The sequence below is a fragment of the Variovorax defluvii genome (genome assembly GCF_039541515.1).
Classification (GTDB): Bacteria; Pseudomonadota; Gammaproteobacteria; order Burkholderiales; family Burkholderiaceae_C; genus Variovorax; species Variovorax defluvii.
Map to the genome: position 1 here is coordinate 1 of NZ_BAABGJ010000060.1, position 13,645 is coordinate 13,645.

Annotated in this window: 9 protein-coding genes; all 9 read left to right on the forward strand. The window is 68.7% G+C overall.

Annotated elements, in window-relative coordinates; genetic code table 11:
• Positions 1–361 (forward strand): hypothetical protein (locus ABEA07_RS18720; RefSeq protein WP_345539717.1); only part of this gene is annotated, 361 nt, incomplete at its 5' end.
• Positions 362–369: 8 nt separating this feature from the next.
• Positions 370–2,259, forward strand: coding sequence for a type VI secretion system baseplate subunit TssF (gene tssF, locus ABEA07_RS18725; protein WP_345539718.1), 1,890 nt, complete (start codon positions 370–372; stop codon positions 2,257–2,259).
• Positions 2,256–3,329 carry a type VI secretion system baseplate subunit TssG gene (gene tssG / locus ABEA07_RS18730; protein WP_345539719.1) on the forward strand — a complete coding sequence of 358 codons (1,074 nt, stop codon included), beginning with the start codon at positions 2,256–2,258 and terminating at the stop codon, positions 3,327–3,329. Before tssF ends, tssG begins: the two co-directional genes overlap by 4 nt.
• On the forward strand, positions 3,326–6,019 hold the full coding sequence (gene tssH, locus ABEA07_RS18735; RefSeq protein ID WP_345539720.1) for a type VI secretion system ATPase TssH: 2,694 nt from the start codon (positions 3,326–3,328) through the stop codon (positions 6,017–6,019). The genes tssG and tssH overlap by 4 nt, the downstream gene beginning before the upstream one ends.
• A 28-nt stretch (positions 6,020–6,047) precedes the next feature.
• Positions 6,048–7,247, forward strand: a complete 1,200-nt coding sequence (locus ABEA07_RS18740; RefSeq protein ID WP_345539721.1) for a LirA/MavJ family T4SS effector — start codon at positions 6,048–6,050, stop codon at positions 7,245–7,247.
• A 32-nt stretch (positions 7,248–7,279) separates the two neighbouring features.
• Positions 7,280–7,867, forward strand: a complete 588-nt coding sequence (locus ABEA07_RS18745) for a hypothetical protein (protein WP_345539722.1) — start codon at positions 7,280–7,282, stop codon at positions 7,865–7,867.
• A 20-nt stretch (positions 7,868–7,887) separates the two neighbouring features.
• Positions 7,888–9,318, forward strand: a complete 1,431-nt coding sequence (locus ABEA07_RS18750) for a tetratricopeptide repeat protein (RefSeq protein ID WP_345539723.1) — start codon at positions 7,888–7,890, stop codon at positions 9,316–9,318.
• A gap of 20 nt (positions 9,319–9,338) precedes the next feature.
• Positions 9,339–10,688: a tetratricopeptide repeat protein gene (locus ABEA07_RS18755; protein ID WP_345539724.1), complete on the forward strand. Its 1,350-nt coding sequence runs from the start codon at positions 9,339–9,341 to the stop codon at positions 10,686–10,688.
• A gap of 35 nt (positions 10,689–10,723) precedes the next feature.
• Positions 10,724–13,645, forward strand: a complete 2,922-nt coding sequence (locus tag ABEA07_RS18760; protein ID WP_345539725.1) for a type VI secretion system Vgr family protein — start codon at positions 10,724–10,726, stop codon at positions 13,643–13,645.

The window sequence follows — 13,645 nt, forward strand, 5'->3', positions numbered from 1 at the left end:
TTTCTTTGGTTACTTTCTTTGGCGAGACAAAGAAAGTAACTCGCCCGCCGGGGCGAATTCCCGGCTCCTGCGCCAAACAACCAACAAGGCCAAAACAAAGGCCCAAGAGGCAAATTCCCGGCTCCTGCGCCAAACAACCAACAAGGCCAAAACAAAGGCCCAAGAGGCAAATTCAAGGCTCCTGCGCCAACCAACAAGCAAGGCCAAAACAAGGGCCCAAGAAGCGAATTCCCGGCTCCTGCGCCAAACAACGAGCAAGGCAAAAACCAAGGCTGCAGGAGCGAATTCCCGGAAGGGAGAGGAAGCAAGACATCACCCCAACCGTCTCCCAGAGTCAGAGGCAGAGAACGCAGGAGAGTGAGTAAGACCATGGACCCCCGCCTCCTCACCCTCTACGAACAAGAACTCCGATACTTCCGCGAAAGCGCCGGCGAATTCGCCCGCGCCTTCCCCAAGATCGCCCACCGCCTGGGCATCGAATCCCAGGACATCGCCGACCCCTACGTCGAACGGCTGATCGAAGCCACCGCTTTCCTCTCGGCCCGCGTCAACCTCAAGCTCGACGCCGAGTACCCCCGCTTCACCGGCCACCTCCTCGACATCGTCTATCCGCACTTCATGGCCCCCACCCCCTCGATGGTGGTGGTCTCGGTAACCTGCGACCCCGACGACGCCAACCTGGCCCATGGCCCCACGCTCCAGCGTGGCAGTGGCCTGCGTGCCCGCCAGGCCGTCGGCCAGAACACGCACTGCGAGTTCCGCACCTCGCGCGCCCTGCGCGTGTGGCCCGTGGAAGTCCAGCGCGCCCAGTACTTCAGCTATGCCCCGGACCTCCCGCTGGCCCAGCACCCGCAGTCGCGCGAGATCAGAGGCGGCCTGCGCATCGCGTTGCGCGCCACCGCCGGCCTGAAGTTCGACCAGGTCCCCCTTGACGACCTGCTCCTCCATTTCGGCGGCGCCGAAGACGTGGCCTGGCAACTCCACGAATGCATGCTCGGCAAACCCATCGGCGTGCTGGTGCAGCCACTGAGCGCAGGCGCTTCCGCCGGCGCCGTGCGCCACCTGCCGGGCAGCGCCGTCGAAGCGGTCGGCTTCGAGGACGACGAAGCGCTGCTGCCCGTCACCGCCACCGGCTTCTCCGGCTACCGCCTCGTGCAGGAGTACTTCGCCTTCCCGCAGCGCTTCCAGTTCGCCCGCATCACGGGCCTGCAGCGCGCCCTGGCCGGCATGGAAAGCACCGAGATCGAAATCGTCGTGCTGTTCTCGCGCGGCGATGCGGCGCTCGAGAAGCTGGTCAGCGCCGACAACGTGCGGCTGCACTGCGTACCCGCCATCAACCTGTTCAACAAGCGGCTCGACCGCGTCACCGTGACGGAAGGCGTGAGCCAGTTCCACCTGCTGCCCGATCGCACGCGGCCGCAGGATTTCGAGGTCCACACCGTCACCCAGGTCATCGGGCACGGCACGCCGGGCAACGGTGAAGTGGCGCCGGAGCAGCCCTTCCTGCCCTTCTACGCCGCCTTCCACGGCAGCCGCCACGGACACCCCGCCTACTTCACCACCACCCGCGAGCCGCGCATGCCCTCGACGCGGCAGCGCACCGAAGGGCATCGCAGCAGCCACATCGGCTCCGAGGTCTACATGCAGATCGTCGACCCGCAGCAGGCACCCTACGCGGGCTCGCTGCGGCAGCTCGCCGTGAGCGCGCTGGTCACCAACCGCGACCTGCCGCTGCTCCTGCCCATGGGCCGTGACAACGACTTCGACTGCATCGACTCCTTCCCCGCGCAGCGCGTGCGCATGGTGCGCGGCCCGTCGCGGCCGGTGTCGCCGGTGGTGAGCCAGGGACTGGGCTGGCGCGTCATCGACCACCTGGCGCTCAACTACCTGTCGCTGGCCGACAGCTCGCCGCAGCAGGGAGCGGCGGCCCTGCGCGAGATGCTCATGCTCTACGCGGGTCTGGCCGACGAGGCGCGGCAGGGCCAGGTGCGCGGCCTGCTGTCGGTGCGCGCGAAGCCGGTGGCGCGGCGCCTGCCGCTGCCCGGGCCGATCGCCTTCGGCCGCGGGCTCGAGGTCACGCTCGAGGTGGAACGCAGCGCCTTCCACGGGCACAGCGCCTTCCTCTTCGGTGCCGTCATGGCACGCTACCTGGCGCGACACGTCGAGGTCAACCACTTCGTCGAGACCGTGCTCACCGCGGCCGGCCGCGGCGAGATCATGCGCTGGAGGCCGCTGTGCGGGGCACGCCCGATCCTGTGAAGCTCCCCGCGCCACCGGCCGCGGCCGAGACGGTCGGCCAGCGCGTGCAGGCCGCCAGCGCCGAGCCCTGGGCCTACGACTACTTCGCGCTGCTGCGGCGGCTCGAAGCCCTCGCCGCGCCGGCGCCGCGCTGGGGCCGCGCGCTGCTGCCGGGCGCCGAGCCGGTGCGCGTCGGACAGGAGCCCTCGCTGTCCTTCGCACCGGCGAGCTTCAGCCGCTTCGAGCCGGCCACCGCACATGCGCCGCCGCGCCTGCGCCAGCAGTTCTTCGGCTACCTCGGGCCCAACGGCCCGCTGCCGTTGCACCTGAGCGACTTCATCCGCGAGCGCACCTTCAACCATGGCGATCCGACCTGGCTCGCCTTCCTCGACACCTTCGCGCACCGCTTCTCGCTGCTCTTCTACCGCGCGTGGGCGCAGGCGCGGCCCGCGGTGGGCATGGACCGGCCGCAGGAGGACGGCTTCCGCCGCCAGGTCGGCGCGCTGGTGGGCATCGGCACCGCGGCGCGGCAGGGGCGCGACGAGATCCACGACGACGCGCGTCTGCATTTCGCAGGCCGGCTGGTGCGGCAGGTGCACAACGCGGAGGGTGTGGAAGCGGTGCTCGCCGCCTACTTCGGCATCCCCGTGCGGCTGGAGCGCTGGGTCGGCCACTGGATGACGCTGCCGCAGGAGGAGCTCACCCGCCTCGGGCGCGGCGAGGCGTCGCGCACGCTGGGCCTGGGCGCCATGATGGGACGGCGCGCCTGGGACCGCCAGCACCGCGTGCGGCTGCACCTGGGGCCGCTGTCGCTGGAGCGCTACCGCATGTTCCTGCCCACCGGCACGGCCCGGCCCGCGCTGCAGCGCTGGATGCAGCAGCTGCTGGGCCACGAGCTCTACTGGGACGCCGAGCTGATCCTGAAGCAGGACGAAGTCCCGCCCACGCGCCTGGGTGCGCGAGGCGGCAACGTGCCGCGACTGGGCTGGGTGTCCTGGCTCGGGACGCGTGCGCGCACCCGCGACGCGGCCGACGTCCGCATCGACGGCGATGCATCACGACCCCTACCGACCACGGAGAAACAGCCATGAGTGAAATCAGTCGCAGCGCCCTGTTCGGCAAACTCAACGCGCTGGCCTACAAGGCGATCGAAGGCGCCACGGTCTTCTGCAAGATGCGCGGCAACCCCTACGTGGAACTGGAACACTGGTTCGCCCAACTGCTGCAGGCGCAGGACTCCGACCTGCATCGCGTGATCCAGCACTACGGGCTGGACATCTCCGTGATCGCCAAGGACATGACGGCCGCGCTCGACCGCCTGCCGCGCGGGGCCACCGCCATCAGCGACTTCTCACCGCACATCGAGAACGCGATCGAGCGGGCATGGACCTACGCCACGCTGCAGTTCGGCGAAGCCCAGGTGCGCACCGGCTACCTGCTGGTGGGCATGCTCAAGACGCCCAGCCTGCGCAACCCGCTGATGGGGCTGTCGAAACAGTTCGAGAAGGTCAAGGTCGAGGACCTGTCCGACAACTTCGCGAAGATCTGCGACGCCTCGCCCGAGGCGAAGATGCGCGCGCAGGACGGGACCGGCATGGGAGGCGCCGCAAGCGTGGGCGCGCCCGGCGAGGACAGCGGCGCGATGGCTCCCGCCGCCATGGGCAAGGGCGATGCGCTCAAGAAGTTTGCTGTCGACCTCACGGAGAAGGCGAGGAAAGGGGAGATGGATCCGGTGACCGGGCGGGACGAGGAAATCCGCCAGATCGTCGACATCCTGATGCGGCGCCGCCAGAACAACCCGCTGCTCACGGGCGAAGCGGGGGTCGGCAAGACCGCGGTGGTGGAGGGCTTCGCGCAGCGGCTGGCGCGCGGCGACGTGCCGCCCCAGCTCAAGGAGGTGAGGCTGCTCACGCTGGACATCGGCCTGCTGCAGGCCGGCGCCAGCATGAAGGGCGAGTTCGAACAGCGCCTGCGGCAGGTGATCGACGAGGTGCAGGCCTCGCCCACGCCCATCATCCTGTTCATCGACGAGATCCACACGCTCGTGGGCGCGGGCGGCGCGGCCGGCACCGGCGATGCGGCCAATCTGCTCAAGCCGGCACTGGCGCGGGGCAACCTGCGCACCATCGGCGCCACCACCTGGGCCGAGTACAAGAAATACATCGAGAAGGACCCGGCGCTGACCCGCCGCTTCCAGGTGGTGCAGGTGCCGGAGCCGGACGAGGCCAAGGCCATCCTGATGCTGCGCGGCGTGGCCAGCGTGCTGGAGAAGCACCACCGCGTGCAACTGCTCGACGAGGCGATCGAGGCGGCCGTCAAGCTGTCGCACCGTTACATCCCGGCGCGCCAGTTGCCCGACAAGGCCGTGAGCCTGCTCGACACCGCCTGCGCGCGCGTCGCCGTCTCGCAGCATGCGATGCCGCCCGAGGTGGAAGACTGCCAGCGCCGCATCGAGGCGCTCACGGTGGAGCAGGAGATCATCGGCCGCGAGGCGGCCATCGGCATCGACGTGGGCAAGCGTTCGGCGCAGGTGCAGTCGCTGCTGGCCGAAGCGAAGGCGCAGCTCGAGACGCTGAACGCGCGCTGGAAGGAGGAAAAGGGACTGGTCGACCGGCTGCTCGAGCTGCGCGGCAAGCTGCGCGACGGCAGCAAGCCGGTGGACACGCCGGCCGCCGAGGGCGGCTCGCCGGACCGCACTGCGCTGCTGGCCGAGCTGCACGAACTGCAAGGCCAGATCGCGAAGGTCCAGGGCGAGTCGCCCCTGATCCTGCCGTCGGTGGACCAGCATGCCGTGTCCTCCGTCGTGGCCGACTGGACCGGTATCCCCGTCGGCCGCATGCAGCGCAACGAGATCGAGACGGTGCTCAACCTGCCGAAGCTGCTGGCGCAGCGCGTGATCGGCCAGGACCACGCGATGGAGATGATCGCCAAGCGCATCCAGACCTCGCGCGCGGGCCTGGACAACCCCATCAAGCCGATCGGCGTCTTCATGCTGGCCGGCACCTCGGGCGTGGGCAAGACCGAGACCGCGATCGCGCTGGCCGAGGCCCTGTACGGCGGCGAGCAGAACATGATCGTCATCAACATGAGCGAGTACCAGGAGGCACACACCGTCAGCTCCCTCAAAGGCGCGCCGCCCGGCTACGTGGGCTACGGCGAGGGAGGCGTGCTCACCGAGGCGGTGCGCCGCCGGCCCTACAGCGTGGTGCTGCTGGACGAGGTGGAGAAGGCGCACCCCGACGTGCACGAGCTCTTCTTCCAGGTCTTCGACAAGGGCTTCATGGAGGACGGCGAGGGCCGCAGCATCGATTTCAAGAACACGCTGATCCTCCTGACCACCAACGCCGGCACCGACCTGATCGCCGGCCTGTGCAAGGACCCGGAGCTGATGCCCGACCCCGAAGGCATGGCCAAGGCGCTGCGCGATCCGTTGCTGAAGATCTTTCCGCCGGCGCTGCTGGGCCGGTTGGTGACCATCCCCTACTACCCGCTGTCCGACGAGATGCTGGGCAAGATCGTCCAGCTGCAGCTGGGCCGCATCAAGAAGCGCGTGGAGGCGCGCTACCAGATCCCATTCGAGTACACCGACGAGGTCGTGAAGCTGGTGGTGAGCCGCTGCACCGAGAGCGAATCGGGGGGGCGGATGATCGACGCGATCCTCACCAACACCATGCTGCCGGACATCAGCCGCGAGTTCCTCAACCGCATGATGGAAGGCAAGGCGATCGAGGGCGTGACGGTCGGCGTCGCGGACGCCAACTTCAAGTACGAGTTCGCCTGAGGGCGACGCGACGGACAAGGAGATCGCCATGCCTTTTCCCATCACGGGCCCGCTGACGCCCGACCAGTTCCGCGCGCAGATCATCGACCACTACTGGGCCAATCATGGTGGCAAGCCCCTGCAGCAGAAAATCGACGAAGACGCCAGCTGCCTGGTCACGAGCAAGGCGGCCTTGATCGACGACTACTGCAAGATCGGGAGTTTTCTTTCCAACCGCGTCAAGGTGCTCGCGGGGCTGGTCAGGCTCGAGAATGCCATCCGTGCCGAACTGAGCCGCAACGAGCGGGCCGCGCTCCGGGGGCAGGTCGACAACTTCGGCGCATTGCGGACGCGGGCGAACCAGGCCAAGGCCAACCTGGCCCTTCCCGAGTCCGCCCCATTCAAAAACCGGCGCAACGAGCCGATCGTGCTCAAGACGGGCAAGCTGCTCTCGGGCGTCTTCGCCGCGGAGGAAATGCGCTGCGGCTTCAACGGGCTGAACGCGATGGCGCAGCCGGTGGCACGCAGTGCCACCTTGCATTCGCAGGCCAGGGTGGGGGTCAAGGACGCCCAGGGCAACGTCGTGAAGACCGGAGGCGGCTTCCAGGTCCAGCCCGGGGGGCGAGGGGCCAATACGGTCAACCTGCCCAGCGGCGTGCCCGGCATGACCGGGGGTGTCAAGGGCATGGACTTCAACCGCATCCTCCTGCGCCATGGATATCAATGGAAGGACGTGGGCGCCGGCGCGCTGGACCACGGCGAGTACACGCACCGCGTGCAGTGGTACGCCATCACCACCAACAACACGACCTCGGTCGACCTGGGGCTGGCCAACACGCCGCTACAGATCTTCCAGAGCATGGGATGCCTGTTCGCCCGCTCGACCTGGCCCCTGCCGGTGGATGACGTCGGCGCGGCGGCCTCGAAGACCTATCTCTGGGAAGCGGTCTTCGACTGCTTCGCGAAACTCACCAGCGGCAGCATCGCGATCGCATCGCCCGGTGTGTTCAATTGCCCTGATCACCTGAACACGGAGCTGAGCAAGCTCAGCGGTGCCGAAACGCCTGAATTCAAGGCCGACCCGGACAACCTCTACTGCCTGCGCGCCCTCATGAGCGCGCGGCGCTTCAAGCGCTTTGCCACCAATCCGGACCCCTTGCGCAATCTCATGGCGGACAACAAGAAGGTGAAGGAGGCCTACATCCAGGACAACGCAGACGCTTACCTCGCGTGGTACGTGACCGAGTGACCCGGGGCCCAGAGAAAAGAGGACATCGCATCATGCCTTTCGCCAGCCAGGAAACGATCGATCGCGTCACGAACGTTCTGTTGAACGGTAACTACCAGATGAAGCAGGCGGTGCTGCGCACGACGCCGATCTCGCCGCCGCATGGCGATGTGTCGATGTTCACGAACGCGCAGCTGACCACCGGCGCATTCGGCGCCAAGCTGAAGCTCAATCAGGCGGACGCGACCCTGGCCAAGCAGCTGGAGCAACGGCTGGAGGCGAACCCCAGCCTCACCAAGCTCACCGTGGCACCGTGGGGAGCGGTCTTCGGCTTGCGCGACGGGGCCGGCAACTGGACCTTCACGCTGGTCAGGCACGCCAGCGTGACCGCCAGGAAGATCACGATCATCACCAAGAAGCGCTTCCTTCGCAGCGACAAGGTCACCCGGGTCGAACGCGGCGAGATACGGCCTTCGCAGACCGTCGTGCGGGATGCCCAGGGCTTCGTGGATCTGACCGATCCGGGAACAATTCTCACGGAGCAGGACCATGCGACCTGTGTGAACCTGGGGTTCAGCGAGTTCTTCCCGGGTGCCGGCGCAGCCGCGGTCAGGAACCTGACCAACACGCAGATCTTCTGAGTCGCAGACGACGCGAACGGATGGGCCCCGAAACAACGCTCAAGCCCGAGGGCGCGCAGGCTGCCCCGCAGGAGCGCCTTTTCACGATCGAACAGGCCTTCGAGATCGCGCAGGCCGTGCACCGCGACGGCCGGCCGGCGGAGGCAGAGCCCATTTACCGGGTGGTGCTGCAAGCCCGGCCGGAGCACGTCGGCGCGCTGGGCGCGCTCGGCGTGGCGCGCCACCAGCAGGGTGACAGCGAGGATGCGCTGCAATGGCTTCGGAGGGCGCTGGCGGTTGCGCCCGGCGAACCCGGCACCTGGAACAACCTGGGCAATGTGCTGCTGGAGGCCGGCCGGGCCGACGAGGCGGCCGAAGCCTACGAAGAGGCGGTGCGGCTGGCACCGGGGCTGGGGGATGTGCACAACAACCTCGGCGTGCTGCGGCGCGCGCAGGACCGGCCCGTGGAGGCCGAGGCAGCCTATCGGCGCGCCCTCGCCATCGACCCCCGATCCGCCGAGGCCCTGACCAACCTGGGACGCCTGCTGCATGCGGTGGGGCGAACCGAGGAGGCGATCGTGGCGCTGTGCGAGGCGCTGCTGCTGCGGCCCGACCTCATCAAGGCGCGCCATGCGCTCGGCATGACCTATTGCATGGCCGGCCGCCTCGAGGAGGCCGCCCAGGTGTACCGCGACTGGCTGGCCGAGGAGCCCGACAACCCGCAAGCCAGGCACCACCTGGCCGCGTGCTCGGGCGAGGGCGTGCCCGAGCGCGCCGCAGATGCCTACGTGGAAAAGGTGTTCGACGGCTTCGCCGAGAGCTTCGAGTCCAAGCTGGCGCACCTGCAGTACCGTGCGCCGCAACTGATCGAACAGGCGCTGGCCGACCGGCTGGGCCCGCCGCAGCGCGTGCTCGATGTGCTCGATGCCGGCTGCGGCACCGGGCTGTGCGGCCCGCTGCTCGCGCCTCGTGCGCGTCGGCTGGAGGGCGTGGATCTGTCGCAGGGCATGCTGGACAAGGCCGCACACCGGCAGGTGTACGACGCCCTCGCCAAGGCGGAACTCACGGACTTCCTGCGGGATACGGGGCCGGACCGCTACGACCTGATCGTCTCGGCCGACACCTTGTGCTACTTCGGCGCGCTGCAGGACGTACTCGATGCGGCGGCCCGCGCCTTGCGGCCGCAGGGCTGGCTGTTCTTCACCTTGGAGGCCCTGGCCGGCGACGGCCCGGCGGGCTTCCAGCTGCAGCCGCACGGCCGCTACAGCCATCGCGAAGCCTACGTGCGCGTGGCGCTCGCGTCGGCGGGGCTGAACGGCGTCGCGATGGAGCGCGCGCACCTGCGCATGGAAAGCGGCAAACCGGTCGAGGGCTGGGTGGTGTCGTGCACGAAAGAGGCGGAAGAGGTGCAAGGGGCGCCGGGCCGCGGCGCGGAACCGGTCCAATACCCAGGCCACTCATTGGCGTCATGACGACAAGGAGCATGAGGCCGATGAGCAATCCATCACATTCGAGCACCGAAGCATGGGACCCGGACCTGGCGCTGGCCCGAGCGGTGCAACTGCACAACGCCGGCAGGATCGAGGAGGCCGAGCCGGTCTACGACCGCATCCTCGAAGCGCTGCCCGACCATGCCGAGACCTTGCACTTCAAGGGCCTGGCAGTCCACCAGCGGGGCCGCCACGCGGAAGCGATCGCGCTGATCCGTGCCGCCATCGCATTGAACGGCGAGCAGTTCGGCTGGCACTGCAATCTCGGCAACGTGCTGCTGATGGCGGGCCAGGCGGACGCCGCCGCCGACGCGTATGAACAAGCGCTGCGGCTGGCGCCGCCGGGGTATGCCGACATCCACAACAACCTCGGCGTGCTGCTGCATGAGCAACGACGGTTCGAAAAGGCCGAGTTCGCATTGCGACGGGCGCTCGAACTCGATCCTTTCCGCAGCGAAGTCCATGCCAATCTCGGACGGCTGCTGCTGAGCCTGGGACGCCTCGACGAGGCGCAGCGCTGCCTGGAAGAGGCCCTGCGCCTGAACCCCGATCTGCTGGCGGCGTATCCGCTGCTGGCCCTGGTGCACCGCCGCAGCGGGCGGCTGGCCGAGGCGGCGCGGGTCTTCCGGGACTGCCTGGCGCAGGCGCCCGGCGATCCGATCGCGCTCCACCATCTCGCGGCCTGCGCGGGCGAGGCGGCGCCGGAGCGCGCGGCCGATGCCTACGTGGAGCGCCTGTTCGACACCTCCGCCGGCAACTTCGACAAGACGCTGGGAGGGCTGGACTACCGCGGTCCGGCGCTGGTCGCCGAGGCCGTGGCGCAGTGCCTGGGCGAGCCGGCGCACGCGCTGGACGTGCTCGACGCCGGCTGCGGCACCGGCCTGTGCGGCCCCGTCCTCGCGCCCTACGCGTGTCGCCTGCGGGGCGTCGATCTGTCGCAGCGGATGCTGGACAAGGCGCAGGCACGGCAGGTCTACGATGCGCTGGAGAAGGCCGAGCTCGGCGCCTACCTCGAGATCGCGCAGCCGGGCTCGTACGACCTCATCGTCTCGGCCGACACGCTGTGCTACTTCGGCGAGCTGCGCGGGCTGTTCCGCGCCGCCGCGAAAGCGCTGCGGCCGCAGGGCTGGCTGGTCTTCACCGCCGAGGCCTCGGAGGGCCAGGACGGCGCCGGCTTCCAGCTCCACCCGCACGGCCGCTACAGCCACCGCGACGCCTACTTGCGCGAGGCGCTCGCACAGGCGGGCCTGGCCGTCCATGAGCTCCGGCGCGCGCCGCTGCGCAGCGAAGCCGGCGAAGCGGTGCAGGCCTGGGTGGTGTCATGCCGGAACGAGGCGCCTCGTTCGTTCTAGGCCACAGGAAAGCAGGAAAGAAAGACCGCGACACCATGGCCGAAGACATCCAGTTCACCATCAAGAGCGACTCGCCCGTCAACGCCGAGCTGATGTTCTGGAGCGTGGTGGGGCACGAGGGCCTGTCGCGCCCCTCGGCCTATGAACTGGCGGTGCTGTCGACGAACCAGCAGATCGATGCCAAGGACATCCTCGGCCGCGCCTTCGACGTGGTGATCGAGTTCGAGGACGCGGACGGCGGCAGGCACGAACGCCATTGCCAGGGGCATGCCGTGCGCTTCATGCGCGCCGCGCGGGTGGGGCGCCTGTTCGAGTACCGCATCCACCTGCGCTCGTGGTTCTGGCTGCTCACCAAGCGCCGGAACTCGTGGATCCAGCAGGACAGGAAGGTGCTCGAGGTGTTCGACGCGGTGTGCGAGGACAGCCCGGTCAAGCGCTTCAAGAAGCACAAGGCCGCCGGCGTGATCGGCACGCACAACGCGCACCGCTACTGCGTGCAGTACGAGGAGAGCGACTACGCCTTTCTCTCGCGGCTGCTGGAGGAGGAGGGCATCTACTACTGGTTCGATGCGCACGATGCGCCGGGCACCATGCACCTGGCCGACAGCAGCGACGTGGCGCACGAGAAGCTGCCGGCGGGCGCCACGCTGCGCTGGGTCGACGACGCGGCCGGCGAGGGCCGCTTCAACGAGATCACCCGCTGGATCGGCGCCAGGCGCTTCGAGAGCGGCAAGCATGCCGCCCGCGACACCGACTTCAAGGCCATCCAGAAGAAGCTCGGCGCCGACGTGGATGCTTCCGATACCCATGAGCTCGGCGACCTGGAGGTCTTCGAGTTCCCGGGCGACTATTTCACGCCCGACGACGCGGAGAACATCGCCAAGATCCGGGCCGATGAACTGGTGGCGCGGCGCGAGCGCCAATGGGCGCTGACCCACTGGCCCGACGTCGCCGCCGGACGCAGCTTCACCTACGAGGGCGACCCGGACAGCCGGCGCGACGGTGACTACGTGATCGGCGCCTGCACCTTCGTGGTGACGCACCCGGGCTACGAGTCGGTGGAGTTCCGGGAGCGTCCGCGCCAGGCCAGCCAGCTGCTGGAAGAGGCCTTGGCGGACGACGCCGTCAACGCCGGCACGCTGGACGTGCTGCGCGAGCTGCTGGACGAGACGCCGCACATGCGCACGGGCGAGCCCGGCATCTGCGCCTTCGTCCTGACCGTGTTGCCGGTGGAGCTGCCCTTCAAGCCGCCGCGCCTCACGCCGCGCGTGACCATGCCGGGGCCGCAGTCGGCGATCGTGGTCGGGCCGCAGGGCGAGGAGCTGCACGTGGACGAGCACGGCCGCGTGAAAGTGCACTTCCACTGGGACCGCAGCGAGAAGCGCAACGAGAAGTCCACCTGCTGGGTGCGCGTCTCGCAGCCCTGGGCCGGCAAGGGCTGGGGCGGGTATTTCATTCCGCGCATCGGGCAGGAGGTGCTGGTCGACTTCCTCAACGGCGATCCGGACCGGCCCATCATCGTCGGACGGCTCTACAACGACGACCAGCCCATTCCCTATGCGTCGCCGACGCAGAGCGGCTTCAGGACGCGCTCGACGCCGGGCGGCAACCCCGGCACCTGCAACGAGATCATGTTCGAGGACAAGAAAGGCGAGGAGAAGATCTCGATCCACGCCGAGCTGGACATGAGCCGCAGCGTGGAGCGCGACGACGGCACCACCATCGACCGGGACCAGACCATCACCGTCAAGCGCGACCAGACCAGCCTGGTGGACCGCGACCGCAAGAGCACGGTGACGCGCAACGACACCAACATGGTGGTGGTGGACCAGAAGAACACCGTCAAGGGCGCGCAGAACAACCAGGTGGTGGGCAACCGCACCACCTTCGTCGACGCCAACGATGCGCTGACCGTGGGCGGCACCAGCACGGTCGACGTGGTGGGCGCGCGCAAGACGACCTACCGGGCGGGCGAGACGCACACGGTGGTGGGCAACCAGACGGTGAGCGTGACGGGGCTGATGTCCTTCAAGGCGGGCTCGATGAAGTTCGAGACGCCGCACATCGACTGGATGGTCACGGGCTCCAGCTCCAAGAACATCACGGTGCCGACCGGTCCGCTGAACCTGATGGCCAACAAAATCAAGCTGATGAGCAACACCGGCATCGAGATGATGGCGGTTGGCAACATCGACCAGACCTCGATCGGCGCCAACACCACGATCCTGGGGCCCAACACCAGCGGCTACATCGGCACCAACAGCGAGGCCAACCTCGGCATCAACCGTTCGACCTTCATGGGGCTGAACATCGAGAACGCGCTGGCGCTGGCGATGACCAACAACGGCGGCGTATTCATCGAGAACACGCTGGGCGTGAAGATGGTCAACTGCGTGGCGCCGGAGATCAAGTCGATCTCGACGGCCGACGTCAACCTCACGCCGCTCAAGACCATCTCGCCCGGCGGCGGAGGCGGCCCCGCCACGGGCGCCGCGGTGGCGGGCGCGCTGGGCGCGGTGGTCGGCGCGGGCAGCGCCTTCGCGGACATCGGCGCCACGCTCCAGCAATACGCCGATGCCGCACAGGCCTTGAACGACGCCGCCGACGAAGCAGCGGCCGAGAACATGACCGGCCTGTCCTCGCGCCTCCGGTCGCTGGCCGTGATGACCAACATGCGGCGCAACCACGGCATCCTGGGCGCGGTGCCGGTGGTGGGCACGGGACTGCAGGTGTTCCTGGAAGTGTTCGCCGGCGGCGACGCCATCGGCACCGGGCAACTGGCCAGGGAAGGCGCGCGGAGCAACGCGGACGGCTCCGCCATCCCTGCCCCTCCGCCGGCGAGCAGCGGCGGCGGCGCGGGCGGCGGAGGCGGTACCGGCGGTGGCGGTGGCGGCGGGGGTGGGGGCGGCGGTGGCGGCGGGGGTGGGGGCGGCGCCGGCGGTGGCGGCGGGAGCTGA

What these genes read in the sequence shown, in the direction of transcription:
- tssF (WP_345539718.1), top strand. Translation starts at nt 370, where the DNA reads ATGGACCCCCGCCTCCTCACCCTCTACGAACAAGAACTCCGATACTTC.
- tssH (WP_345539720.1), top strand. Translation starts at nt 3,326, where the DNA reads ATGAGTGAAATCAGTCGCAGCGCCCTGTTCGGCAAACTCAACGCGCTG.
- ABEA07_RS18740 (WP_345539721.1), top strand. Translation starts at nt 6,048, where the DNA reads ATGCCTTTTCCCATCACGGGCCCGCTGACGCCCGACCAGTTCCGCGCG.
- ABEA07_RS18745 (WP_345539722.1), top strand. Translation starts at nt 7,280, where the DNA reads ATGCCTTTCGCCAGCCAGGAAACGATCGATCGCGTCACGAACGTTCTG.
- ABEA07_RS18750 (WP_345539723.1), top strand. Translation starts at nt 7,888, where the DNA reads ATGGGCCCCGAAACAACGCTCAAGCCCGAGGGCGCGCAGGCTGCCCCG.
- ABEA07_RS18755 (WP_345539724.1), top strand. Translation starts at nt 9,339, where the DNA reads ATGAGCAATCCATCACATTCGAGCACCGAAGCATGGGACCCGGACCTG.
- ABEA07_RS18760 (WP_345539725.1), top strand. Translation starts at nt 10,724, where the DNA reads ATGGCCGAAGACATCCAGTTCACCATCAAGAGCGACTCGCCCGTCAAC.